The organism is Flavobacteriales bacterium (assembly GCA_016712535.1).
Lineage (GTDB): Bacteria > Bacteroidota > Bacteroidia > Flavobacteriales_F > PHOS-HE28 > PHOS-HE28.
In genome coordinates this window covers 891,165-916,078 of record JADJQW010000003.1, presented here as the reverse complement: position 1 = coordinate 916,078, position 24,914 = coordinate 891,165, and the positions used below count along the sequence as shown (strand labels likewise).

Annotated in this window: 16 protein-coding genes; 8 read left to right on the top strand and 8 right to left on the bottom strand. The window is 62.5% G+C overall.

The annotated features are described in order from the left end of the window. The first annotated feature begins 223 nt into the window (after window positions 1–223). Together IPK70_14120 and IPK70_14115 are read left to right on the top strand one after the other, a co-directional pair. Window positions 224–5,728 carry a PKD domain-containing protein gene (locus IPK70_14120; GenBank protein MBK8228295.1) on the top strand — a complete coding sequence of 1,835 codons (5,505 nt, stop codon included), beginning with the start codon at window positions 224–226 and terminating at the stop codon, window positions 5,726–5,728. Next, window positions 5,725–6,723: a type IX secretion system membrane protein PorP/SprF gene (locus IPK70_14115; GenBank protein ID MBK8228294.1), complete on the top strand. Its 999-nt coding sequence runs from the start codon at window positions 5,725–5,727 to the stop codon at window positions 6,721–6,723. The genes IPK70_14120 and IPK70_14115 overlap by 4 nt, the downstream gene beginning before the upstream one ends. An 11-nt stretch (window positions 6,724–6,734) precedes the next feature. Here IPK70_14115 and IPK70_14110 read toward each other — a convergent pair whose 3' ends face one another. The 4 genes from IPK70_14110 to IPK70_14095 form a co-directional block, all read right to left on the bottom strand. Further along, window positions 6,735–6,941, bottom strand: coding sequence for a hypothetical protein (locus IPK70_14110; protein ID MBK8228293.1), 207 nt, complete (start codon window positions 6,939–6,941; stop codon window positions 6,735–6,737). A 3-nt stretch (window positions 6,942–6,944) separates the two neighbouring features. Continuing rightward, on the bottom strand, window positions 6,945–8,747 hold the full coding sequence (locus IPK70_14105; protein ID MBK8228292.1) for an arginine--tRNA ligase: 1,803 nt from the start codon (window positions 8,745–8,747) through the stop codon (window positions 6,945–6,947). A gap of 165 nt (window positions 8,748–8,912) precedes the next feature. After that, entirely contained in the window at window positions 8,913–9,863 is a 951-nt protein-coding gene (locus IPK70_14100; protein MBK8228291.1) for an amidinotransferase, read from the bottom strand. Then, window positions 9,860–10,798, bottom strand: a complete 939-nt coding sequence (locus IPK70_14095; protein ID MBK8228290.1) for an arginase — start codon at window positions 10,796–10,798, stop codon at window positions 9,860–9,862. Before IPK70_14095 ends, IPK70_14100 begins: the two co-directional genes overlap by 4 nt. Before the next feature lie 94 nt (window positions 10,799–10,892). On the opposite strand from IPK70_14095, the gene IPK70_14090 reads away from it, so the two are divergent. After that, window positions 10,893–11,591, top strand: a complete 699-nt coding sequence (locus IPK70_14090) for a hypothetical protein (protein ID MBK8228289.1) — start codon at window positions 10,893–10,895, stop codon at window positions 11,589–11,591. A 3-nt stretch (window positions 11,592–11,594) separates the two neighbouring features. On the opposite strand, the gene IPK70_14085 is transcribed toward IPK70_14090, so the two are convergent. Beyond that, window positions 11,595–12,530, bottom strand: a complete 936-nt coding sequence (locus IPK70_14085; GenBank protein ID MBK8228288.1) for a gliding motility-associated C-terminal domain-containing protein — start codon at window positions 12,528–12,530, stop codon at window positions 11,595–11,597. Between the two features lie 331 nt (window positions 12,531–12,861). Here IPK70_14085 and IPK70_14080 point away from each other — a divergent pair, with 331 nt between their 5' ends. From IPK70_14080 to IPK70_14070, 3 genes are all read left to right on the top strand, one after another. After that, complete coding sequence (locus IPK70_14080) at window positions 12,862–15,315, top strand: DNA translocase FtsK 4TM domain-containing protein (protein MBK8228287.1); 2,454 nt, start codon at window positions 12,862–12,864, stop codon at window positions 15,313–15,315. Between the two features lie 186 nt (window positions 15,316–15,501). Further along, the gene (locus tag IPK70_14075; GenBank protein ID MBK8228286.1) at window positions 15,502–16,368 is read left to right on the top strand and encodes a hypothetical protein; all 867 of its coding nucleotides are present in this window, start codon (window positions 15,502–15,504) and stop codon (window positions 16,366–16,368) included. A gap of 196 nt (window positions 16,369–16,564) precedes the next feature. Further along, a complete protein-coding gene (locus IPK70_14070) occupies window positions 16,565–16,957 on the top strand; it encodes an STAS/SEC14 domain-containing protein (GenBank protein MBK8228285.1) in 393 nt (130 codons plus the stop codon). Between the two features lie 363 nt (window positions 16,958–17,320). Here IPK70_14070 and IPK70_14065 read toward each other — a convergent pair whose 3' ends face one another. Beyond that, a complete protein-coding gene (locus tag IPK70_14065; GenBank protein ID MBK8228284.1) occupies window positions 17,321–17,725 on the bottom strand; it encodes a hypothetical protein in 405 nt (134 codons plus the stop codon). 241 nt (window positions 17,726–17,966) lie between these two features. On the opposite strand from IPK70_14065, the gene IPK70_14060 reads away from it, so the two are divergent. Continuing rightward, complete coding sequence (locus IPK70_14060; GenBank protein MBK8228283.1) at window positions 17,967–19,406, top strand: MBOAT family protein; 1,440 nt, start codon at window positions 17,967–17,969, stop codon at window positions 19,404–19,406. Continuing rightward, window positions 19,406–20,368: a hypothetical protein gene (locus tag IPK70_14055; GenBank protein ID MBK8228282.1), complete on the top strand. Its 963-nt coding sequence runs from the start codon at window positions 19,406–19,408 to the stop codon at window positions 20,366–20,368. The genes IPK70_14060 and IPK70_14055 overlap by 1 nt, the downstream gene beginning before the upstream one ends. A gap of 176 nt (window positions 20,369–20,544) precedes the next feature. Here the strand turns inward: IPK70_14055 and IPK70_14050 are convergent, their stop codons facing one another. Both IPK70_14050 and IPK70_14045 read right to left on the bottom strand, forming a co-directional pair. Then, window positions 20,545–22,683 carry a T9SS type A sorting domain-containing protein gene (locus IPK70_14050; GenBank protein MBK8228281.1) on the bottom strand — a complete coding sequence of 713 codons (2,139 nt, stop codon included), beginning with the start codon at window positions 22,681–22,683 and terminating at the stop codon, window positions 20,545–20,547. Window positions 22,684–22,690: 7 nt separating this feature from the next. Next, the gene (locus IPK70_14045) at window positions 22,691–24,910 is read right to left on the bottom strand and encodes a hypothetical protein (GenBank protein MBK8228280.1); all 2,220 of its coding nucleotides are present in this window, start codon (window positions 24,908–24,910) and stop codon (window positions 22,691–22,693) included. Between the last annotated feature and the right edge of the window lie 4 nt (window positions 24,911–24,914).

Here is a 24,914-nt window from a genome sequence, read left to right as displayed (position 1 = left end):
AGACATGGAGCAGGCGCCGAAAGGCGCCTTCTTCGTTTCAGAGCGGCTCGCGTCCGGTTTCGACTGATGGCGCTGACAGGCCGACCGCATCCAGCCAACCCGGCCTCAGTCACCCTCTGCATCCCGCCTGACCGGTCCGAACCGACCGCTTGGAGCGGTCAAGCGGAAACTGCCTTGATCAGTTGGCCGTAGGAACGCACGGATCACTCCGCTGCCGCCCTCGATGCTCCAACGATACACCCTCACCATCCTGCTCTTCGTCGCAGCACTCGCTGGCCGAGCCACGCATTTCTCGGGCGGTGAGATCTATTGGACCTGCCTGGGCAACAACCAGTACCAGATCACGCTGATGGTGTACCGGGACTGCGCGGGCATCAACGTCGACCCGAACGTCACGCTGCAGCTCAACAGCCCATGCGGGAACACCAGCATGACGGTGAGCCACAGCGGGCCAACCGAGATCAGCCAGCTGTGCAACACGGAACTGCCCAACAGCACCTGCAACGGCGGAACGCTGCCGGGCATCCAGCAATACACCTACACGGGAACGATCACCCTCGCCCCATGCGACTCGTGGACGATCTCCTACACCAACATCTACCGGAACGACGCGATCGTGAACCTGGTAGCGCCCGGAACGCAGCGCACCCACATCAACGCGATCGTGAACACGCTGGTGAGCCCTTGCAATGATTCGCCGCAATTCTCGAACACGGCCATCCCGTATGTGTGCATGGGCTATCCGATCACGTACAGCTTCGGCGCCTGGGATCCCGAAGGCGACTCGCTCAGCTACGAGCTGATCAACGCGATGGGCCTTGGCGGAGCCCCCATCCCCTATCAGCCGCCGTACACGTTCCAGGATCCCATCCCGGGCATCACGCTCGACCCGGTCACGGGCGAGGTGAACTTCACGCTGAACATGCTGGGCAACTGGGTCGTGGTGGTGCGCGTGCACCATTGGGTGAATGGGGTGCTCGTCGGTTCGGTGATGCGCGATATGCAGTTCGTGGCTTTCCCATGCGGCAACGATCCGCCCGATCCGGCGACAGGCGTGATCACGGGCCTCACCGGCAATGCTGTGCAGCTCGGTCCGCGCGCCATCCAGGTGTGCGAATCCGGCAACTTCTGCTTCAGCTTCGCCATCAACGACCCCAACCTGACCAATGTGCTGGAAGCCTTCAGCAACATCGGTCAGAACCTTCCCGGTGCCACCTTCACCTATACGGCCGGCAATCCGCTAATGGGCCAGGTGTGCTGGACGGCGCAACCGAACAGCTCTGGCTTCTATCCCTTCATCGTGAACGTGGACGATGGGGCCTGCCCGATCCCCGCGTTCCAGACCTACATCTACTCCGTAACGGTTATCCCGGGCCTTTACGGCACCCTGAGCACCACGGGTGAAACGTGCTTGGGCAGCGGAAACGGCACCGCCACCGCGAACGTCACCGCAGGCACGGCGCCCTTCACTTATACCTGGAGCACAGGCGCCACCACACCCAGCATCTCCGCTCCGCCTGGATCCTACACGGTGACCATGACGGACGTGAACAACTGCGTATCGCCGCCGATCACCGGTGTCATCGGCACACAGTCGTTGCCGAACCAGGCGATCGCCGGACCCGATGCGATAGGCTGCGTGGGGAGCTTCCCGGTCACGCTTGGCGGATCCGTGGTGAATGCCACCGGCGGGATCTGGAGCGGCGGCGCCGGGACTTTCGGTGGAGCCTGGCCTTCGATCACCTACACCCCGACAGCGGCGGAGATCGCGGCAGGCAGCGTTGCACTCACCCTCACCACCACGGGCAATGACAACTGCCCGCCAGACAGCGATACGGGCACCTTGCTCATCCCGAACAGCTTCGTGGATGTGAGCCTGTCCTCGGACTCGACCACATGCAACGGTGGCAACGATGGCAGCGCATCGGTGCTGAACGGCCAGCCCGGCTTCACCTATCAATGGAGCACCACGCCGGTGCAGACCGCAGCAACGGCCACGGGGCTCGCGCAGGGCACCTATGGCGTGATCATCACGGATGCCTACAACTGCATCACCAGCCTGAGTGCCACGGTGATGCAGCCACCTGCTCTTGCCGTGAGCATCATTGCCATCGGCGATGAAAGTTGCGCCGGCCTTGGCGATGGCACCCTGACGGCCAGCGCAAGCGGCGGAACGCCGCCCTACACCTACACCTGGAGCACAGGTGCAAGCGGCGCGCTCCTCACAGCCACGGCGGGCACTTACACGGTGAGCGTAACGGATGCCAGCAACTGCGGCCCTGTAACGGCCACGGCAACCATCAATGCAGCCGCACAGCCGAATCAAGCCGATGCGGGCGCCGACCTCGTGGGCTGCATCGGCGATTTCCCCGTCGCGCTGAATGGCAGTGTGACCAACGCGACAGGCGGCACATGGAGCGGCGGAACCGGAAGCTTCTCAGGCGCTTGGCCGGCAATGAGCTACGAGCCCAGCCCCGATGAGATCGCTGCCAATGGCGTGACCCTCACGCTCACCACCACAGGCAACACCAATTGCCCTCCGGCCACGGATCAAGTCTTCATCAACATCCCGAACAGCTTCGCGGATGCGCAAGTAACGCCTACGGATGCGGTCTGCTTCGGCACCGCAACAGGGTCAGCCGCATTCAATCCGGACCTGCCCGGGTACACCTATGCTTGGAGCACGGCACCGGTGCAGACCACCGCTACCGCTACCGGCCTCATGGGCGGCGACTACACTGTGACCGCCACCGATCCCTTCGGATGCAGCATCACCATGACCACGACCATCGGCCCTAGCGCACCATTGAGCATCGTGAGCATCACGGGCGCGGATGAGAGCTGCGCAGGTTTCGCCAATGGCACGGCCACTGTCGAAGCAACCGGTGGCGCGGCGCCCTACAGTTACCTGTGGAGCAATGGCGCAACGACGCAGAGCATCACAGTTGGCGCCGGCGACTATACCGTGACCGTGACCGACGCGAACAACTGCGCTCCGGAAAACGCCTCGATCACCATTGCAGCTGCAGCGCAGCCCAACGTGGCGATTGCGGGTCCCGACCTGCTTGGCTGCGTGGGCAACTTCCCCATCGCGCTCTTCGGAAGCGTGCAGAACGCCGATAGCGGCATTTGGAGCGGCAACGGCACTTTCAGCGGCAGCTGGCCCGGCGTGAGCTACACGCCATCGGCAGCGGAGATCGCCGCAAACAGCGCGACGCTCACGCTCACCACCGCGGGCAACAGCAACTGTCCGCCCGCCACCGACCAGATGGTGATCACCATCCCCAACAGCTTCGCGAACCTGAGCACCACCACGGTGAATGCGCCTTGCAGCGGACAGACCATCGGCTCCGCGAGCGTGACCCCGGTGATCCCCGGCCTCACCTATCTGTGGAACGACCCCGGTGCGCAGACCACGCCCACGGCGACCAATCTGGCAGCCGGCACCTATACGGTGACCGTGTCCGATGGCCCGGGCTGCAGCACCACGCTCACGGCCACGGTCACCTCGCCTGACCCCATCATCGTCACGAGCATCACCAGCACCGATGAGACCTGTGCAGGCTTCGGCAACGGAACGGCTTCGGTGACCGCTGCCGGTGGCACACCGCCATACAGCTACCTCTGGAGCAATGGCGCCACCACCCAGAGCATAAGCGCCAGCGCGGGCAATTACATCGTTGGCATCACCGATGTGAATGACTGCGCCGTGGCCATCGGCATGGTCACGATCAACGCGCAAGCGCAGCCCAATCAGGTGAATGCGGGAACGGACCAGGTAGCCTGCATGGGCAATTACCCGATCAACCTGAACGGCAGCGTGGTGAATGCCACCGGAGGAGTTTGGAGCGGCGGCACCGGCACCTGGCTGAACACCAGCCTGAGCGCGCAGTACATGCCGAGCAACGCGGAAATCGCCAATGGCGGACTGACCCTCACGCTCACGACCACCGGCAATCCGATCTGTCCGCCAGCGAGCGACCAGGTCGTCATCAGCCTCAGCAACGCATTCATCGGTGCGGGGCTCACCACGACGAACATCGATTGCAATGGGAACGGCAATGGCAGCATCGCCTACGCTCCCTTGGTAGCCGGCAATAGCTACCAATGGAACGACCAGGCCGGTCAATCAACATCAACGGCTGTGGACCTCACCCCTGGGGCCTACACCATCACCGTCACCGATGCGCTCGGCTGCGATACCTCGCTCACGGCCGTGATCTCAGAGCCTGCGCCCCTCATGATCACCGCCTTCAACCTCACCGACGTGAACTGCAGCGGAGGCAACGATGGCTCCGCCTATGCGCTGGTGAGCGGCGGAACCCCGCAATACACCTACGCCTGGAGCGGAGGACAGTCCACACCGGCGGTAACTGCCCTCTCGGCTGGTCCGGTCAGCCTGATCGTGAATGATGCGAACGGCTGCACTGCGCAAGCTGATGGCCTGATCAATGAACCGCCGCCGCTGAGCTTCATGGCCGTGGTGCCCGACACCGCGTGCGTGAATGCCCCGGTGACCCTGGTGGCGCAAGGGAGCGGCGGCACTGGCAGCCTCACCTTCAACTGGGGGCCGCTCGGTACGGGCAATCCCATCACGGTCAGCTTCACGCAATCGCAGAACGTGCAGCTCAGCGTCAGCGATCAGAACGGATGCACCGCGCCCGCGCAATTCTATCCGGTGCAGGTGCTCGACCTCAATTCCGGCGAGTTCACCACGTATGGCGACACCACGATCTGCCCGGGCGGCATCCCGGCCACGGTGGGCGCGTTGCTCGCGAACTATCCGGGCTCATACACGATCACCTGGCCCGAGCTCGGGCAGACCGGAGCCGGCCCGTACACCGTGCCTTTCACGGTTGATCAGGACCTGAACGTGACCGTGACCGACCAGTGCGGCAATACGTTGCAACAGGTGGTGGAATTGCGCGTAGAAACACCGCCCGCCATCAACCTGCCGCCGATCATCGCGGAAGGTTGTGCACCGCTCAACGTGACCTTCCCCGACCTGCAACTCGGCCCCGGCCTCACCTACCTCTGGGACCTGGGCAACGGCAGCACGAGCGTTGCGCCGCAACCCGTGCTCGTGTACCAGGCCGGCACCTACGCTGTGAGCCTTACGGTGAGCACGCCGATCGGATGCACCAGCAGCAGCACCACCAACGGGGTCATCAACGCGTGGCTCCCGCCAACAGCGGGCTTCAGCGCCAGCACCTATAGCACCACGGCTGACAATGCCAGCATCGATTTCACCGACCAGAGCCAGGGCAGCATCGCCACCTGGGATTGGACCTTCGGCGATGGCGGCACAAGCAGCGCCATGAACCCCACCTACGCCTACGGCGATGTGGGCACCTTCCAAGTGATCATGCAGGTGACCGACATCCATGGCTGCGCGGACGAGGCTGAGGCGAACATCATCATCGCACCGATCCACGAGATCGTGATCCCCACCGCCTTCACCCCAACAGGCAACGGCGGTTACTACGACCCCAATGCGCTCAACAACGATGTGTTCTATGCCTTCGCGCGCTTCGTTGACGACTTCAGGATGCGCGTCTTCAACCGCTGGGGCGAACTGATCTTCGAGAGCGACGATGTGCGCTACGGCTGGGATGGCACCTATCGCGGCCAGCTCAGCCCGCAGGATGTCTATGTGGTGCAGACCTGGGTGCGCTTCGTGGACGGCAAGGAGAAGCAGATGCTCACTGACCTCACGCTCTTCCGATGAAGGCACGGCATGCGCATCTTCTCTTGCTGTTCCCGGTGCTCGCCGCGCATGGACAGGATCCGCAATTCTCACAGTGGTACGCGGCGCCGCAATACCTCAATCCTGCGCTCACCGGCAACACGCATCAGGACCGCATCGCACTGAACTATCGACTGCAGTGGCCGGGCGTGCAGCCGGGCTACGAGACCTATATGGCGGCCTACGACCATCGCTTCAGCACGGCTCCCATCGGCATGGGGGCCATGGTGCTGCGCGACAAGGCCGGCAGCAGCGGGCTCACCAGCACCACCATCGGCCTCAGCTATAGTTATGAAGCGCGGCTCAGCTACAAGCGCGCATTGCGCGGCGGCGTGCGCCTGGGCTACACGATGCGCGGCGTGGATCCCAGCGGCTACCTCTTCGCCGACCAGGTGATCCGCGACAACGCGCCGGTGACCATCGAGCCGAACCTCGTCCAGCGCACCAACTACCTCGACCTGGCCGGCGGGTTGATGTACTACACCGAAGGATTCTGGGCCGGCGTGAGCATGAATCACCTGAACCGGCCGAACATGAGCCTGATGGTTGATGGCAACGCCCCGTTGCACCGCCGAGTGAGCGTGCATGCGGGCTACCGCTTCCCGCTCGACGGCCAGCGCAACCTGAGCAAGAGCGAGACGCGCATGACGCTGGCCACGCACTACAAGATGCAGGGCAAGTGGGACCAGCTCGACCTCGGCGCCTATGCCGACCACAAGCAGTTCACCGCTGGCCTCTGGTACCGCGGGCTGCCCATCGTGAAGGCCTACGAGCCGGGATACGGCAACAACGAGGCGATAGTGCTCATGGTCGGCTACGAGACCGAGACCCAATTGCGCTTCGTGTACAGCTACGACATCACCATCAGCAAGCTCACCATGCGCAGCGCCGGTGCGCACGAGATCTCCTTGATCTACGAATGGCCCAAGCAGGCCAAGAAGCGCAAGCACAAGATCGTGCCCTGCCCGAAGTTCTAGGCGGCGTATCGCTAGGCGAAGATCCTGTCAAGTGTGGCAAAGACGACCACGAAAGCGAGTACAGCGATCGTGCTGAGCTGCCACCAATCTTGCTTCATTACGATGGCATGTATGCTCTCTTTGCGCCCGGTGAAGAACCACCAAATCAACGCCCCGGGATACGCGAGCACCCAACGGACGAGCACCTCCACAAGGAACTCCGCCAGCCACTCCAGCATGGGTCACATTCGTTCCGGCACCTCGATGCCGAGGCACCACATCGCCTTTTGCGTCGCCGCAGCAACAGTCGCGCTCAGCCCGATGCGGAATGCGCGCTTCCCAGCATCTTCCTCCTTCATCACCGGGATGGCCTGGTAGAAACTGTTGTAGGCCTTCACCACTTCGTATGCATGATTCGCGAGCGAGGAGGGATCGAGCTTCGATGCTGCTTCGTTGAGCACGGCAGGGTATTGATGCAGCAGCTTGATCACCGTGCGCTCCTCCGGGAGCAACGCCCCGTCATAGAGCGCATCGCCTGATTGCCCGGTCTTCTGATCATCCGATCCACCCGCCTTGCGCAGCAGGCTCTTGATCCGCGCGTAGGTGTACTGGATGAAGGGTCCCGTGTGCCCTTGCAGGTCGATGCTGGCGGCTGGGTCGAAGAGCATGCGCTTCTTCGGGTCAACCTTGAGCAGGAAGTACTTGAGCGCGGCCAGGCCGATCATCTCGTAGAGCGCGGCCTTCTCCGCTTCGCCGAAGCCTTCGAGCTTGCTGAGCTCCTCACCCGTGCGGCGCGCCTCGCTCACCACTTCGTCGATGAGGTCATCGGCGTCCACCACGGTGCCCTCGCGGCTCTTCATCTTTCCGGAAGGGAGGTCCACCATGCCGTAGCTGAGGTGGTGCAGGTCGTTCGCCCAGGCGAAGCCGAGCTTCTTCAGGATGATGAAGAGCACCTTGAAGTGGTAATCCTGCTCATTGCCGACCGTGTAGATGAGCTTGCCCAGGCCGGGGTGCTCCTCGAAGCGCTTGATGGCGGTGCCGATGTCCTGCGTCATATAGACGCTGGTGCCATCGCGGCGCAGCAGCACCTTCTCATCGAGGCCCTCCTTGGTATTATCCACCCACACGGCACCGTCCTTCTCATAGAACACGCCCTTCTTCAGCCCGTCGAGCACATCCGCCTTGCCCAGGAGATAGGTCTGGCTCTCGTAGTAGTTCTTGTCGAAATCAACCCCGGCACGCCGATAGGTGGCATCGAAGCCTTCGTAGCACCAACCGTTCATCCTCTCCCATAGAGCGCGCACTTCGGGGTCGTTCGCCTCCCACTTGCGGAGCATCTCCTGGGCCTCGAGCAGGATCGGCGCTTCCTTCTCCGCGATCTCCTTCGGCTTGCCGCTCGCCACTTGCTCCTCCACTTGCCGCTTGAGCTCCCTATCGAATTCCACGTAGTACTTGCCCACCAGCTTATCGCCCTTCACTCCTGCGGAAGCCGGGGTCTCCCCACCACCGAACTTCTGCCAAGCGATCATGCTCTTGCAGATGTGGATGCCACGGTCGTTGATCACTTGCACCTTGATCACCTCATGCCCTGCCGCTTGGAGGATCCGGCTCACGCTATAACCGAGGAAGATGTTGCGCAGGTGGCCGAGGTGCAGCGGCTTGTTGGTGTTGGGCGAGGCATACTCCACCATCGTCTTCTGGCCGGTGGGCGCAAAGGCGAGGATGTCCTGCTGGCCCGCCTCCTTCAGGAAGCCCAGCCAGTAGCTGTCGGCGATGACGATATTCAGGAAGCCCTTCACCACATTGAAGCGCTCCACCACCGGTACTTGCCCTTGCAGGAATTCGCCGATGGCCTGCGCGGTCTGCTCCGGCCCCTTGCCGCTGACCTTGAGGAAGGGGAAGACATTGATGGTGACATCGCCCTCGAACTCGGGTCGCGTAGCCTGGAAGCCGATGCTTCGAACGTCGAGTTCCTTCCCGAATAGCTGCGAGAAGGCGCTTTGCAGTGCAGGAACGAGCAGGTCTTGAAGTCTGTCTTGGAACATCGGGTGGCAAAGGAATGGCAACGATCGTCACGCCGGAGGACGGGCGAGCAACGCTCGCTTGTCCCGGCCATCCGGCGACTCACCAAACGAGATCCTTGTTCTTGGATGAGATCCCGGATGCGCGGGAGCCTGCTGCTTCGCATCTCCCGCGCTCCGGAATGACGCTCAGGTTAGCGGAAGGAAATTCTCAGCCAGCATGCAGCGCACGCTGCCGCCTCCGATGGCCTCGATGGTGGGCACCGCCACGGGAATGAGCTGCGCGTGGCGCTCCAAGGCGATGCGCTGGAAGGGCTTGAGCGCGTGGAATGCGGTTTCGCTCAAGAAGATCGCTTCGCTGCGCCCGCGATGACCGGCTTCACCGGAAATGCGGTGGGGGACCAGCTCGAGCGCATTGCCCACGAACTGGTGCAGCTGGGGCAGGTCGAAGGCGATGACCTCGCGTCCGCTCTTGGCCAATTCCTCTTCTACTTCCTGCCGCTCGGCCGGGTAGGGCATGGCATCGAAGCAGACCAGCGCCCAGTTGGAGCCGATGCTCATGACCACGTTGGTGTGGTAGACGGGAGCACCATTGAGCCGGCCGTCCATGGTTGCGGTGAAGCTGATGGGCGTGTACCCCAATTGCTCGCACCATGCACTGAGCGCACGCTCGGAGGTGCGGGGCGAGAGGCAGGCGAAGGCGCGGCGCTTGATGCGGTCGAGCACCAGGCTGCCGGTGCCTTCGAGGAAGAGGCCGTGATGCTCCCAAGCGCTGAAATCGAGGGTTTGGCGCACGGCGGATCCCTCCGCTTTCAGGACTTCCGCGAGGTTGGGGTCTCGCTCGGCGCGGCGGCTGGGCGTGAGCATGGGGTAGAGCACCAGAGTGCCATCGGCGTGCGTGCCGAACCAATTGTTCGGGAACACGCTGTTGGGCGCCGTAGGGTCGATGGGCTCGAGCACCGTGAAGCCGATTCCGCATTGGCGCAGCGCTTCCAGCAAGCCGTCGAACTCCTCGGCGGCGGATCTGCGCGCATCATCCACCGGCACGCGCTGCTGGAACTCGTTGCTGGCAGCGGTCTCCGGGTCGTACCCGAAGCCGGTGGGACGGATAAGGATGACGGAGGAAGCGGATTGGCTCACCGTGCTCTCAGGATCGGGAACAGCGGTTCCAGGATGCTCAAGGTCGCCTCGGCCATGGCATTGCCGGTATCGAGCGCCGGGTTGATCTCCACTACATCGAGGGTGGCGGTCTTCGGGTCGGCGCAAAAGCCGCTGAGCAAGGCGCGCGCTTCTTCGAGATTGAGTCCGTTGGGAACCGGGGTGCCCGTGCCCACCGAGATGCTGGGGTCCAGGCTATCCACGTCGAAGCTGATGTGCAGGCGCTGGCATGCGGCGAGGTGGTCCAAGGTTTCCTTCACCGCTGCATCGGCCCCGCGCTTCCGAAGATCATCGACGGTAATGACCTTGATGCCGTGCTCCTTGATGATGGCTTCCTCCTCGGGCTCGTAGTCGCGCAGGGCGATGAAGACCAGGTCGCTGGGCAGGAGCTTCGGGCCGCTCACGCCGATTTTCCGCAGGCGGTCCCAAGTGTCCATAGTGTACACACGGGGACGGTTCTTGCCCTTCTTCTCGATCTGCATCAGCAACGCCAGCGGCATCCCGTGGACGTTTCCACTGGGGGTCGTCCACGGGCTGTGGAGGTCGGCGTGGGCATCGATCCAAACCACGCCCAAACGCTGATCGGGGAAGGCCATCTTGGTGCCCGAAACCGAGCCGATGGCGATGGAATGATCGCCTCCGACAACAATGGGGAAAACGCTGTTGCGCAGATACTTGTAAACCTCATAAGCTAAATCGCTCTCGAAGCGGATCAAGCCGTCGATGTGGTGGGCGTTCGGGCTCCGGTCGTCCTCGTAAAGCACATCGTTCTCGTCGCGCAGGATGCTCTCCTCGGCGTGGCCGAACAGTTCGCTGCCGAGTTTCCATGCGGCCACGCGCAAGGCGGCCATGCCCATGCTGGTGCCCCGGGTGCCAGCGCCGATCTCCGACGCAGCCTCAATCAATCGCAAATCCATGCGGGCGAAGGTAATCGGGGCGTCCAAGGAGCATTCTGCCATGTAACTCCGTGGATTCGTCGTTCGTAGGAGGCGGACCATCGAACCCTTCAGCATGACAAACCGGATCCTCCTGCTCGTCCCTGCCAGCGCGCTGCTCCTCTGGAGCTGCAACTCGAGCCTGCTGCAATCAAGGGTCTCTGAAGGCACCATCGAGTACGCGCTCAGCTTCCCGGGAGCCGACCCGGACGGGCTCATGGCGGGCATGTTGCCGGAGAAGACCATCCTCAGCTTCAACGAGGACATGCAGGCGGCGGAGGTAAGCGCCGGCATGGGGCTCTTCCGCACCCTGATGCTCGCCGACAACGAGGCGAAGCAGATGGACTACCACATGAGCATGATGGGCAAACGCATCGTGAGCCACCTGAAGCCGCGCGACCTGGAGCTCTTCAACAATGAGGGCGGCCGGGCCACGATCCTGTACACCGGCGACATCGACACCATTGCGGGCTATCCCTGCAAGAAGGCCCTGGCCATCTTCAACCACATGGATCAGCGCGAGATCGAGCTGTGGTACACGGACCGCATCGCCATGAACGACCCGAATTGGTTCAATCCCTTCAGCGAGGTGCCCGGCGTGCTGCTCCGCTACGAAGTGGTGCAGAACGGCATCCGCATGAAGCTCGATGCCGTGAGCGTTACCCCCGGCAAGGTCGATGAAGCGAAGTTCAAGCCCAAGGCCGACCACGAAGCCGTTTCAGCCGAGGCCTTGCACCATGAGCTCGGTGAGGTGATGGGGACTTTCTCGATGTAACGATCAGCGCAGCAGCAGGACCCTCCCGGTCCGAAGTATGGGCGCCCCGTTGACCGGGATCGCTACGACCCTGTAGAGATAGGTACCGGTTGACACCTCCGCTCCCATCGTGTTCCGGCCATCCCAGTTGATGAGCGGGTCGTTGGTGGCGAAGACGCGGACGCCCTGCCGATCGAAGAATTCGGCCTCAAGCGACCTGATGTTCCTGCTCCGTACTGGAACGAAAGAGCTCCCGGCGCCTCCGGGCGTGAAATGGGTGGGCAGATCTAGTAACGCAGTCTCCATGTGCTCTGTCATTCCGACCGTATTGCCATGCAGCAGGCTCAGTCCATCCAAACCCATACGGATGCCCTCCGGCCATGTGACGTCTGCATCATCGTCATGCGGCATGAATTTAAGGGTGACTGAAGACGCTGGTGCAACGAAGGTGACCTCCCGCATTTCCCATGGCAGATCGAGGCTGCCGGGTGCTTCCGCGCTGTAGGTGGGATCCGTGAAACCGAGGGGAACGTTGCCCGCATACACCGCCCATCCGCCCGAAGGATCAAGCGCGTCATTCATCACCTGCTTCAATACGGTCTGATGGAGCCTGATCGTGTAGGTGGCTCCGACGGTGAGTCCATTCACTGTCTGCTTGATCCCCTCGTGATGCGAGTTGGTGTGCAGCCCCGATATGAAAGTCTGCCCGTCGAATGGATTGCCGAGAATACCATTGAATGCAGCCGGGCCCGTCATGTCGGTGAGATCAGGTGTTGCCCCTCCTGTGAACGTCGCGTCGCAGATGGGATCCGAATGGGGAACGGCGGTCCAGCCTGCGGGGACCACGGAAGGACCCGTGACGACTCCCTCCAACCCGCCATTCACGAAGTCCTGACCGAGCACTGAGCGGGCAAGCGTGAACAGCCCCGCGAGGAGCAACAATCGTGAAATCATGTCCATGGCGATGGAGTTGTGCGAAGATGGATCTGGTGATCGATCATCCGCATGCGATTGATCAACCTCCGCTTGTTGATACTACCGGCCAGTCTTATCCCGTTCAGCCAAGGCACGGCTTCGACCTTCGACGCATCGCTCGCGGGTGCGCGCGAAGCCCCCTATCACCTTGGCCACCGAGAAACGCAACCGCCTCCGCGAAGAGGCACCCGAAGAAGAGACCGCGGCCGCAGAGCCCAAGAAGCGCCGCGCACGGAAAGCAGCAGAGGAAGCTCCCGGCGCATGGAGCCGCTTCAAAGCGTTCCTATCGGATGAGCGCATCCACAAGCTCTTCGGCATGCTGCTCATCCTGGGCGGGCTCTTCCTGCTCACCGCCTTCACCAGCTTCCTCTTCACCTGGAGGGTCGATCAGGACCTCATGTCGCGCGGGTGGTGGGAGATCCTGCGCACCGACATCGCCGCAGAGAACTGGTTGGGCAAGCTCGGCGCCATCAGTGCGCACCGCTTCATCCACGTGTGGTTCGGCCTGGCGGCCTTCGCCTTGCCGCTGTGGAGCTTCCTCGCCGGGGTCCGCATCCTGCTGGGCACCTGGCTGCTGCCCACGCGCCGCACCCTGGGCTGGACAACGATGGCCCTGTTCTGGATACCCGCGCTGCTCGGCTTCTTCTTCCGCGGCGAATACAGTTTCCTCGGCGGCGGCTTGGGCGTGGTGATCACCAAGCACCTCACCACCCTGCTCGGTGAATTCGGCGCGGGCGCCTTGCTCGTGTTCTCAGCGGGCACTTTCGCAGTGTACAGCTTCAACCTCAGCTTCGGATGGGCGGGCAGGCTCTTCGCGAAGCGGGAGATGGAAGAAGAAGCCGTTGCGGAAGAGGCGGCAGTGAGCTCTGGCGTGCGGATGAAGGAGGAATGGAGGGATAGCGGGTTCGCGGAGGAGAAGGTCGCTTCGGGTTCGGGCATCGAGATGGAGGTGGAGGGTGACGAGATCGCTTCGGCCTCCGGCCTCGCAATGACCGGAGAACTTGAGATGGAGGTTGAGGGTGGCGAGATCGCTTCGGGCGGAGCCCTCGCGATGACCGAACAGGCAAACGATTTGCACCTGGAGACCACGCCGATGGAAGTGGTGGAGCCGGTGCTCTCACCGGTGATCAGCACGGCGGAGGACCTGAACGGCGACCTGAACGGCATGAGCGTGACGGCCAACACCGAAGAGGCCGTGCTCAGCGAGGACGAGATCGAGGCCAAGCTCGCGGAGTTCGGCGAATACGACCCCACGCTCGACCTCAGCAGCTACGAGCCTCCCCCGCTCGACCTGCTCGTGGACCACGGCACCGGTGAGATCACCGTGACGAAGGAAGAGCTCGAGATGAACAAGGATCGCATCGTGCAGACTCTTGGCCATTACAACATCGGCATCGACAAGATCAAGGCGACCATCGGGCCCACGGTGACGCTCTACGAGATCATCCCGCAAGCGGGCGTGCGCATCAGCAAGATCAAGAACCTCGAGGACGACATCGCCCTCAGCCTCGCCGCCCTGGGCATCCGCATCATCGCGCCGATCCCCGGCAAGGGCACCATCGGCATCGAAGTGCCCAACAGCAAGCCGCAGGTGGTGGGCATGCGCGCCGTGGTGGCCAGCGAGAAGTTCCAGAACAGCACGGCCGACCTGCCCATCGTGCTGGGCAAGACCATCAGCAACGAGACCTTCGTCACCGACCTCGCCAAGATGCCGCACCTGCTCATGGCCGGCGCCACGGGCCAGGGCAAGTCGGTGGGCTTGAATGCGATCCTCGTGTCGCTGCTCTACAAGAAGCACCCGAGCCAGATCAAGTTCGTGCTCGTCGACCCGAAGAAGGTGGAGCTCACCCTCTTCAACAAGATCGAGCGCCACTTCCTCGCCAAGCTCCCCGGCGACGGCGAGGCCATCATCACCGATACCAAGAAGGTGGTGGCCACGCTGAACAGTTTGTGCATTGAGATGGACGTGCGCTACGAGCTGCTCAAGGACGCTCAGGTGCGCAACATCAAGGAGTACAACGCCAAGTTCATCAGCCGCCGCCTCAATCCGGAGAACGGCCACCGGTACCTCCCCTACATCGTGCTGGTGGTCGATGAGTTCGCGGACCTGATCATGACCGCGGGCCGCGAGGTGGAAACGCCCATCGCCCGTCTTGCGCAGCTCGCCCGCGCCATCGGCATCCACCTCATCATCGCCACGCAGCGCCCCAGCGTCAACATCATCACCGGCACCATCAAGGCCAACTTCCCGGCGCGCATCGCCTTCCGCGTCACCAGCAAGATCGACAGCCGCACCATCCTCGATACCGGCGGCGCCGACCAGCTCATCGGCCGCGGCGACATGCTCCTCAGCACCGGCAACGACCTCATCCGCATCCAGTGCGCCTTCGTGGATACGCCCGAGGTGGACGAGATCACCGCCTTCATCGGCAACCAGCGCGGCTACCCCGATGCCCTGCTCCTGCCCGAGCCGCCCATGGAGGAAGGCGAAGGCGGCGGCGACCTCGACGATGGCGAGCGCGACCCCATGTTCGAGGAGGCCGCACGCCTGGTGGTGCAAACGCAGCAAGGCAGCACCTCCCTCATCCAGCGCAAATTGAAGCTCGGCTACAACCGCGCCGGCCGCATCGTGGACCAACTGGAAGCCGCCGGCATCCTCGGCGGCTTCGAGGGCAGCAAGGCGCGCCGCGTGCTCATCAACAACGAAGCAGCGCTGGCCGCGCACTTGAACAGCGGCGTGGCGGCCGGGCCGGGCGTGGGGGGATTCTGATTCGGTTGTGACCGCAGGGTCCCCGAAGACGGGAGACCCTGCGGTGGTTTAAATGGCCTCCACGATGTAGGCGCCCTTGGGCCCTTGCAGGGTCTGCCATCTTCGGCGACCCTGCCTCTGCCAGTCAAGCATCCAGCGTCGGAGCCACGCATAATCTGCACCGCTCAATCACGTTCCTAGCGCACTATGCGCTGGCTCCTTCTCCCCTTCCCGCTCACGCTGTTCGCGCAAGCGCCAGCCATTCCAGAGCGCCGTTGGCAAGCGCCTTCTTTCGCTGAGGCTTCGGCATTGCTCTCTTGCGGCATGGGCGTATACGGCGATACGGTCCTCACCTGGAGTTCCCGCTTGAAACCCGCCCACGCGCGGCTCTCCGGAATCGTGATCCGCACGCATGGCGATAGCACCTATTCGGCCATCATGCAGTACAGCGAAGGTCGCCGCTGCGGAACTTGGTTCGAGTTTGAACCAACAGAGCGCGTAGAGGAAATCCGGGTGTATGCTCCGGACAGCACGCAAGAGGTGTTCAGGTACGATCCGCACGGCCACTTGGAGGAATACTGCCTGTTGCGTGGGTGGCCGGATGATGCCTTCGATCGGATCTTCGGCGGAGGAGGCTCAGGCCAATGCTGGTCCTTCGACTCACTGGCGCGCATCACCTATTACCTCGATTCGCGGTCAGTGGAGGAGCAGACCATGATCCACTATTACCCCAACGGCCAGATGGCCGAGCGCCGCTGGCATTCACGTAACGATAGACACTTTGAGCAATGGTGCCCGAGCGGAAAGCGCGTCGGATCCATTGAGGTACGGTCCGATGGCAACGGCAAGGTCATATACCGGCAAGGCCATGGCATCGAATGGAGCGTGGCGGAATACTCGTACTACCACATCAGGATGAAGAACGATCGCTTCGGTCTCCGGCGGCTGCCGGGCGGTCGATGGCGCAGCTACGACGAAGCGGAGTTCCATGCCATTGCTACAGAGCTGCGCCTTCGCCGGGTAGTCTTCAACGACCCGGAACGACCAGCTGAGCTGCCTTGCTGGTGGCCGTAGGATTTCTATTGCCACGGCTGGGGCCTTAAGCCTCGCCAAGGTCCTCACTTGGTTCCAAGACACGCTGTCATCGCGGCCCCTTGGGATCACCACCGCGTGGGTCACCCGGTTGGGCGAGACCATTGCGGGGGCAGGGCAGTGATTACTTTCGGCGGAGACCTTGCACAGTTGATGATCGTCTAATTCAATCCGGACAATGCCCAGCGAACTGCGATGCATCGAACTGCCCATGGCGCAAATAGCACTGATGGGCGGCAACCATGTGGAGGTGCGCATAAGGCCGGATGTGCGCATTGATGTCGGCGGCCTGCTGGCGAGCATGCAGGCGCGGCGCGAACTGCTCGACACTAGTCGCGGACCCCTGTACTTCATCGCGCTCGGTGAGTTGGACTGGGACCCCGCCGCATTGCAAACGGATTTCTTCGGGCAGGATGCGGAATCCATCACCGCGCTTGCCGTGCTGGTTGACAGCCGGTCATTGACGCTGGTGGCCAACATGTACTTCAGCCTTTTCCCCGCACGCTTCCCCACCAAGGTATTCAACACCGATGCGGAGGCGCGGCAATGGTTGACCGCGCAAGCGCTTTGAGAAACAGCCCTGGTGCATCGTTGGAGCCCGCCCGTGCTCCTTTCACACCAGCTCGATCGGCATTGCGCCGTGGAATCGGGCACGGTGGCGCGCACGATTCGTGCAGCCGCTGCTGAAGCGCGGTGGCAGCGGGGAACAGCGTGTCCCCAGCTGAATCGGATCGAAGTGCGACATTACGTCCGATCCTATATTTGGCCCGGCCCGCATCCACAACGGGCAAGCGCCATGAGCGACAACCACTTCGAAGGCCATTTCCCGGAAGAAGCCGAGCAGAACGAGATCGGAGGGCCCGTGCTCTTCGCCCTGATGGTCCTGGGCATGATCGTGCTGCTGATTTGGGCAGCGAGCTAGCGGAAGCGCTCCTCAGTTCTCCTTGCGCGCGGTATCGCCTGCGCGCTCCAGGTACTCATCGCGGCGCACGAGCATGAACCAGTTCTCGCCCAGTTCCAGGTAGCCCTGCTCGAAGCAGAACACGTAGGTATTTCCGGCCTTGGTGCGGTGCGTGTTGGTGTGGTAGGTGAAGGTGTAGCCCTTCTCGATCAGCTTGTCGCGGTGCACCTTGGTCTTGCCCTCGGCCCCCGTGTTCAATTCCGATAGGATCCGCCGGTTGCGCTTCAGGGCGTTCACCACATTGCGCACGTAATTGATGGGCGCGTTGTTGGTGTGGTAGTGATAGAGGTTGCGGCAGGCATCGCTGCAGAAGCGCTTATCGGTGCGCCCCACGATCTTCTCCCCGCATTCCAGGCAGACGCGTTCCACGGCAGGCATGGTCCGAAAGTAAGAGCCTATCGGGAATCTCCCCTTTCGAAGCGAGCGAGGAGGATATGGCGATCAGACGAGGCGCGAGAACCGGAGCATAGCGGTGGCTACGTGACGGTTTGCGCAACGAGGTATGGGCGCCAAAGACCATCGCGGAGCCGAATGCGGAGATTCCCGATAGGCTCTCAGCGCGGCCCCTGATCCAGCGGCTTTCGTCCATCTTTGGCGACCTCATCCCGTCCCGCAGGGCATGCTCTTCAACTCGCTCGATTTCGCCGTCTTCCTGCCGGTCGTCTTCCTGCTCTACTGGCTGGCCGGCGGCTCCAGCATCGCCCGCCGCAACCTGATCCTGCTGGCGGCCAGCTATGTGTTCTACGGTTGGTGGGATTGGCGCTTCCTTTCGCTGCTCGCCTTCAGCACCCTGGTGGATTATGCCGTGGTCCGTGCCTGGGATCGCGCGGAGGAGCCCTCACGGCGAAAGGCCCTGCTCGCCACGAGCCTTGTGGTGAACCTCGGACTGCTGGGCTTCTTCAAGTACTTCAACTTCTTCGCCGCTGAATTCGCCAGCGCCTTCACCTTCCTGGGCATGCCCATCGCGGCAGCCCGGCTCGACATCATCCTCCCGGTCGGCATCAGCTTCTACACCTTCCAGACCCTGAGCTATTCCATCGATGTGTACCGCAGGCAGCTCGTGCCATCGCGCGACCTGGTGGCTTTCTCGGCCTACGTGAGCTTCTTCCCGCAGCTCGTGGCCGGCCCGATCGAGCGCGCCACCAATCTGCTGCCGCAGTTCGCCGTGCTCCAGCGCTTCGACCGGGCCAAGGCCGCCGACGGATTGCGCCAGATGCTCTGGGGCCTTTTCAAGAAGCTGGTGATCGCCGACAACTGCGCGCTGGAAGTGGACCGCATCTTCGGTCAGCACGAGACCATGGGCGGCAGCACGCTCCTGCTGGGCGCGGTGCTCTTCGCCTTCCAGATCTACGGCGACTTCAGCGGGTACAGCGACATCGCCATCGGATGCGCACGGCTCTTCGGCTTCTCGCTCATGCGCAACTTCGCCTTCCCCTACTTCTCGCGCGACATGGCGGAATTCTGGCGCCGCTGGCACATCAGCCTCAGCACCTGGTTCCGCGACTACCTCTATATCCCGCTCGGCGGCAGCAAGGGCGGGCGCTGGATGGCGGTGCGCAACACCTTCATCATCTTCCTCGTGAGCGGATTCTGGCACGGCGCCAATTGGACCTTCATGGCCTGGGGCGCGCTGAATGCGCTGTACTTCCTGCCGCTGCTGCTGCGCGGATCGAATCGCACGCACATCGAGATCGTGGCTGCCGGTCGCTGGCTCCCCAAGCCGGGCGATGCCTTGCGCATCGGGTCAACTTTCCTGCTCACCTGCATCGCCTGGGTCTTCTTCCGCTCGGCGGACCTTGGTCAGGCGTTCGAATACCTGAGAGGCATGCTCTCCCCTTCGCTGTTCCGATCGCCTGAGTTCGAATACGCGCCGCTCCCGTGGCTCATCGGCTTCTTCGTGCTGCTGGAGTGGATTGGACGCGAGCATCAGTTCGCGCTGGAGCGCCTCGGCCTGCGCTGGCCCTGGCCGCTTCGATGGGGCTTCTATGCGCTGCTGATCGCGGTCATCGGCATCTACATGGCCGTGGGCGAAGTGCCCTTCATCTATTTCCAGTTCTGATGCGCGCCCTCCTCCCCTTCCTGATGCGCGTGCTGGGCTTCGGCCTCTTCACCGCTGCCCTCTATCCGATGCTCATGGCCCTGTTCAGCATCGCGCTGCCCAATGCCTACACACCGAATATCCGTTACCCGCTGAACAGCTATGGCCACGAGCGCTCGCGCATGCAGGACCTCGAGCAGCATCAGCCGGTCGATATCGTGTTCATCGGCAGCTCCCATGCCTACCGCGGATTCGACCCGCGCATCTGGCGGCAGCATGGCTTCACCTCCTTCAACCTCGGTTCCTCAGCCCAATCATTGCTGCAGACGGATCTGCTCGTTGAAGCGGACATGCCGAAGCTGAGTCCCAAGCTGGTGATCATGGAGGTGCATCCCAACCCGTTCCGCGCCGATGGCATCGAGTCGGCAGTGGACCTGATCGCCAACCGCCCGATCGACATGCACACCGTAGGCATGGCGCTTCGATTGCCCAATGTGCTCACTTGGAATGCGCTCGCCTACGGCCTGGTGCGGCAAGCCATTGGTGCCGATGAGCGCCTGGCGGAAGCCCGGGTCCGCGGCAAGGATGCCTATATCGATGGCGGCTTCGTGGAGCGCAGGTCGGGGAACTTCGATCAGACGGGGAGCCTGAAGCGCGAGCCGGCGGAACCGATGCCGATGCAATGGGATGCCTTTGAACGGGCGCTGGGCGCGTTGCGCGAGCAAGGCGTTGAGGTGATCCTCGTTGAGGCCCCGATGACCCGCTGGTACTACGAGAACGGATTCTCGGGCCACGATGCGTTCGCGCAGCGCATGGCAGCGAGCGGGCGATACATCAACATGAACGGCAAGGTTGAACTCTCAGACAGCCTTCACTTCTTCACGAAGGGGCACCTGAATCAGGCGGGCGTGGAACTGTTCAATGAAGCGCTGATCGATACGCTGGAACGGCGCGGCTGGCTGCCGGAGCCGAGGCACCGCTGAGTGCTACGCCACTACGCGGGCGAGGGCGAACGAGGCCACGGCCAGCAGGGCGAAGAGCAGCATGCTGGTGCGGATCAGGGCGGAGCGGTCCGAGTTGCGGGTGCGGTCCATGGTGCGGGTCCTTTTGTAAGAGCACACCAATGACGGGCGGCTGGGGAATGGTTGCTTAGAAGCGGTCAATTCTTCATCCAAGGCCTTTGGACGGTGTCCCCATTGGACCTGATCACGTGCAGCACATAGGCTCCCGAGCGGAGCCCTGAGGCGTCCATCTCCATCACGCCGCCCCCCCAGCCGGAATGCAGGACCTCCCGGCCCAAGAGGTCCATAACGCGCACGCTGAAGGCTCCAGCAGCCTGAATGGTGATTCGATCCCGTCCAGGATTAGGGAAGACGCTCAGATCCCACGCATTCGCGTCCTGCTCCCCCGTGCTGAACTCCGCCACCAGCACGCTCGGCTCGGTGATCACGGGATCATTGAAATCAAAGTAGATATTGGCGATGTTCTCGATGACGGTGCCGGGCACCAGCGGCGGCATTGGTCTCAGCCGGAAAGCCACGAAGCCCTGACTGCCCAGCAGGTCCGTGGTGCTGTCCGGCAGCTGGATATCCGGAAAGGTGAAGACCAGTTCGCGACCCTCGTCCATCGAAGGCGTGAACGGATGCGAAGCGCCCAGGATCTCCAGGCTCATCATGTCCAGGCCTTCCTCGATCGCATCGCGGACCACGACGGTGAATGCTGTATCCGTGCCGGTGTTCTGGAAGCGGATCACATAGTCGATCCACTCATCATTGCCGATGAAGTACTGCGTCGTGCTCCCGCTGGCGTTGGCCGTGCCCACCTTGTCGTTCGGGTCATAGCTGGCGGTGATGGTCACGTCGAGCGATGCGCTGTTGTTCGAGAGGTCGGGTTCACTGGCGGTGTTGCCAGCCGTGGCCGTGTACGTGAGCACGTTGCCCACCAGGCCCGCATCCGGTGGCAGGTTCGCCGTGAAGGAAAGGGTGATGGATTGGTACGGAGCGATCACGCCGAAGTCCCAAGGCTGTGTTGTCGAGGGGTTCAGCAACAGCGGATCGAAGTCCAGGTCCACCGTCACATCGCCGCTTGGGAAGGCGGAGTTGTTGCTCACCGTGACCCACACCTGCGTGGCGAAGCCCGGCCGCGCTGCCGAACTGGTAAGTTGAACGCTAACGTCGTGGGGCGCGGTGCTCAGGTTGGCGAATTCGACATAAGCGGTGGGCGTGGTGGTGCTGATGGTGAATGCCGTTGAACCCGAAGCCGGGCAGAACGGCACTTCATCCGTGAGGGCGCCTTGTGCCAGGTTGTAGCTGCCGTTGGACAGGTTGCGTGCGAACTGTCCGTTGGCATCGCTGATCGTGAAGACGCCCCCAGGCTCAATGCTCAGCACCCGATAAGGCAGTCGGATGTCGAAGTTGTTCAGCGCGCAGTCCTGATCGGCATCGTGGTAGATCAGGCCGGTCAAGGTGCCGCACGGCTGTGGAAGGGCGGGCACGGTGACCATCGCGGGAGCCGTGCACCAGAGGTCCAGATATCCTCCGCCCCAAGGCGCCAAGCCCATGGGCGAGACCGAGTACTCACCGGCAGGCACACCACCCAGCGTGAAGGGCGGGAAACCCGAAAGCACATACAGGGAATCGAAGCCTGATCCGCCTTGAACCCGGAAAACCGGGTTGTCACCGGGTCCAGATGCGATGATGGCGCCGTTCGCCCATGTGCCGCAAGCAGGCAATGCACCGACGGACGGAGTGGAGATGGACTCCATGCCCACCGTGGCTTGGATCAGCCCGGTGCATCCTTGAGCATCCACGACGGATATCGGCGTGGTGCCGGTGCAAAGGCCTTGGAAGGTGACGGAACCCGGCCCCATGAGGCCCGTGTCGATCATCCCCCAGCTGTAGTTGTAAGGTGGAGTCCCACCGAACGAATTCACATAGGCCACGGCCCAACCATTGCAACCGCCCATGCAATCCGAGAGGAGTGGCTGCGCCTGCAGGAATGGAGAAAGCCCAGGCAGCGCATCAATGGTGAAATCGGCTGTGGCGGTTGCCCCCACCGCATCGGTGACCAGGACCGACCATTGACCCGGGCAGAGGTCCCAGATCTGGTTGGTGCCTTGGCCGTTGGCCGGGTTCGGGGACCAGAGATAGGAGTACGGAGGCGTGCCACCGGTGACGAAGGCCTGGGCAGCGCCATTGCATTGGCTGCACGTGGCGGGCACGAACTGCACATTCACCTGGATCGCGAGCGAGGGCCCAGCGACCAGAAGCCCGAGAACGAGTGAGCGGTTGCGGCCCATGATGCGTTCATTGTTTGATGAAGAGGTTCCGGTAGGTCATGCCATCAGACCCCACCAGCTGAAGCTGATACGCTCCGGGGGTCAGGTGCGCGATGGAGAGCCTGCATGGGTCTGCGCGGACCGGATCAACCAGCACTGAGCGGCCATCCGGCGCGAACACTTCGACCCGCACATGCCCATGGTCCTTCACTCCTGCGATATTGAGCACATCTGCGGCAGGATTGGGATAAACGCGCAGCTCGTTGGCCTGCTCATTCCCCACCCCTGTGCTGAACTCCGCTACCAGCACGCTCGGCTCGGTGATCACGGGATCATTGTAATCGAAGTAGATGTTGGCGACGTTCTCGATGAGGGTGCCCGGCAGCACGGGTTGTTCGGGACGGATACGGAAGGTGACGAAACCGTGGCTGCGCGGTTCGTTCGTGTTGCTGTCTGGCAGCAGGATGGTGGGGAAATTCCACCGCAGGATGCCTTGGCCCGAAAGCGAAACGTTATGCGGATGCGAAGCGGCCATGGGCATGAAGGTCGCCGGATCGAGCGTGGGCGGGAGGGTGTCCGTGATCACCACGAAGAAGGCGGTATCCGTTCCGGTGTTCTGGAATCGAATCGTGTAATCGACCCATTCATCTTCGTTGATGAAGTAGATCTCGCTGCTCTCACGCGAACTGGTCAGCGCGGTCTTGTCGTTCGGATCATAGGAGCCCGTCACCAGGACCAGGTCCGTGTAACTGTTGTTCGTGAGGTTGGCCTCCGGGTTCGATACACTGACGGTCGCCGTACTGGTGAGGAAGGTGCCCAGGAGACCCACATCAGGCGGCACCGTGAAGTTCACGGTGTAGTCCCAGTCCTGCAAGGCCCCCAGGTTCGCGCTTGTCCAAGTGAGCGTGTTCCCGTTCACCGAGGTCGGTGCCGGGTTGGCGCTTACAAAAGCCAGCACGGGATCGTAGGTGAGCGTCACCGTGGTGGTCCCGGGCAGCACACCGGTGAGGTTGCGGACCTCCATGCCCATGGTCATGGGGAACCCGGGACGTGCCGGTCCGCTCCCCAGGCTGACCATCACATCCAGCCCCACCAGGCTCGTGTCGGCCAGGTTGCGCACCACGTTGGGCTGTCCCACGCTCAGGGTGAAGGGCGTGGCGCTCACGCCACAGTGCTCCTGGTACACCGCGCTCGATGAGTTGACCGTGTACGACCCATAAGGCAGGCTCATGGTGTATTGTCCAGACGCGTTCGTAAGGGCATAGTGATCGCCGGGCTGTGCCACCACGACCGTCTGTCTCAGGTTGGGCTCCCCGGAGCCTTGGACGCAATTCTCATTGACATCCACAAAAGCCCTTCCCGAGAGAGCGCCACAGCCGGAGCCTAGGTTGGGGATCGTGAATGGGATGTCCACCGCACACGGCGACTGGATGGAGCCCAAGGTCTCCTGACTGGTGAAGCGCATCACCCAATTGCCCGGATGCAGGCCGAACAGCTCAACGGGAATGGGTGGAAAACCGCTGAAGCTCATCGGCTGGATGGGCACAGTGGCCCCCAGGTCATCCACGGCCTGCATGTTCCACCCAGCGGTCAGGCCGGCCCCCGAATAATTCATGACGCCAGACAGGTATCCATTGCTGGAATTCGTGCAGCTGCCGGTGATCTGGAGCACGTCCACGGTGGGGTCCACCAAGGCAGGCGGTATGGTCACGTTCGTAGAACCTGATCCGCAATCGTTGCTCACCATGAAGCTCACGCTTTGACCCGGGCATGCGCCGATGAACTGGAACAAGGTGAAATACTCCACCTGCTGGCCTCCTGACGGAACATACTCCTGCACCTGCATGGGCGGAGTGGTACTGAAGGTATAGCCCCCCACCACAAGCGGCAGGTAGATCCGAAAACCTCCGTTGCATTCACCCTGGCACGGCTCCAAACCGGCGAAATAGATGTCCTGGAAGGAGCAACAACCTAGCGTCTGCTGGATGTCGAAGGTCTGTGAGCCGGTCGCACCGGCGTTGTCGGTCACGGTGATGGTGTAGCCTTGGCCCGGGGGCAACGATGCTTCTGGACCGGTGCTGCCATCGCTCCAGTTGTAGGTGTAAGGCGGCGTGCCGCCGCTGGCCGTGGCAATTGCGTATCCCATGCCGCCGCTGCAATCGGCCGCGTAGACATTCACCTGGACATCCAGAGCCACCACGCTAGACGTGATGCACAGTGCATGAACAAGGACGAGCAGGGTTCTCATGATC

Excerpts from the sequence above, each read along its gene's own strand:
- IPK70_14060 (MBK8228283.1), top strand. The coding sequence starts at position 17,967 with ATGCTCTTCAACTCGCTCGATTTCGCCGTCTTCCTGCCGGTCGTCTTC.
- IPK70_14105 (MBK8228292.1), bottom strand. The coding sequence starts at position 8,747 with ATGTTCCAAGACAGACTTCAAGACCTGCTCGTTCCTGCACTGCAAAGC.
- IPK70_14070 (MBK8228285.1), top strand. The coding sequence starts at position 16,565 with ATGCCCAGCGAACTGCGATGCATCGAACTGCCCATGGCGCAAATAGCA.
- IPK70_14095 (MBK8228290.1), bottom strand. The coding sequence starts at position 10,798 with ATGGATTTGCGATTGATTGAGGCTGCGTCGGAGATCGGCGCTGGCACC.
- IPK70_14045 (MBK8228280.1), bottom strand. The coding sequence starts at position 24,910 with ATGAGAACCCTGCTCGTCCTTGTTCATGCACTGTGCATCACGTCTAGC.
- IPK70_14085 (MBK8228288.1), bottom strand. The coding sequence starts at position 12,530 with ATGGACATGATTTCACGATTGTTGCTCCTCGCGGGGCTGTTCACGCTT.
- IPK70_14090 (MBK8228289.1), top strand. The coding sequence starts at position 10,893 with ATGACAAACCGGATCCTCCTGCTCGTCCCTGCCAGCGCGCTGCTCCTC.
- IPK70_14050 (MBK8228281.1), bottom strand. The coding sequence starts at position 22,683 with ATGGGCCGCAACCGCTCACTCGTTCTCGGGCTTCTGGTCGCTGGGCCC.
- IPK70_14080 (MBK8228287.1), top strand. The coding sequence starts at position 12,862 with ATGCTGCTCATCCTGGGCGGGCTCTTCCTGCTCACCGCCTTCACCAGC.
- IPK70_14110 (MBK8228293.1), bottom strand. The coding sequence starts at position 6,941 with ATGCTGGAGTGGCTGGCGGAGTTCCTTGTGGAGGTGCTCGTCCGTTGG.
- IPK70_14115 (MBK8228294.1), top strand. The coding sequence starts at position 5,725 with ATGAAGGCACGGCATGCGCATCTTCTCTTGCTGTTCCCGGTGCTCGCC.
- IPK70_14055 (MBK8228282.1), top strand. The coding sequence starts at position 19,406 with ATGCGCGCCCTCCTCCCCTTCCTGATGCGCGTGCTGGGCTTCGGCCTC.
- IPK70_14075 (MBK8228286.1), top strand. The coding sequence starts at position 15,502 with ATGCGCTGGCTCCTTCTCCCCTTCCCGCTCACGCTGTTCGCGCAAGCG.
- IPK70_14065 (MBK8228284.1), bottom strand. The coding sequence starts at position 17,725 with ATGCCTGCCGTGGAACGCGTCTGCCTGGAATGCGGGGAGAAGATCGTG.
- IPK70_14120 (MBK8228295.1), top strand. The coding sequence starts at position 224 with ATGCTCCAACGATACACCCTCACCATCCTGCTCTTCGTCGCAGCACTC.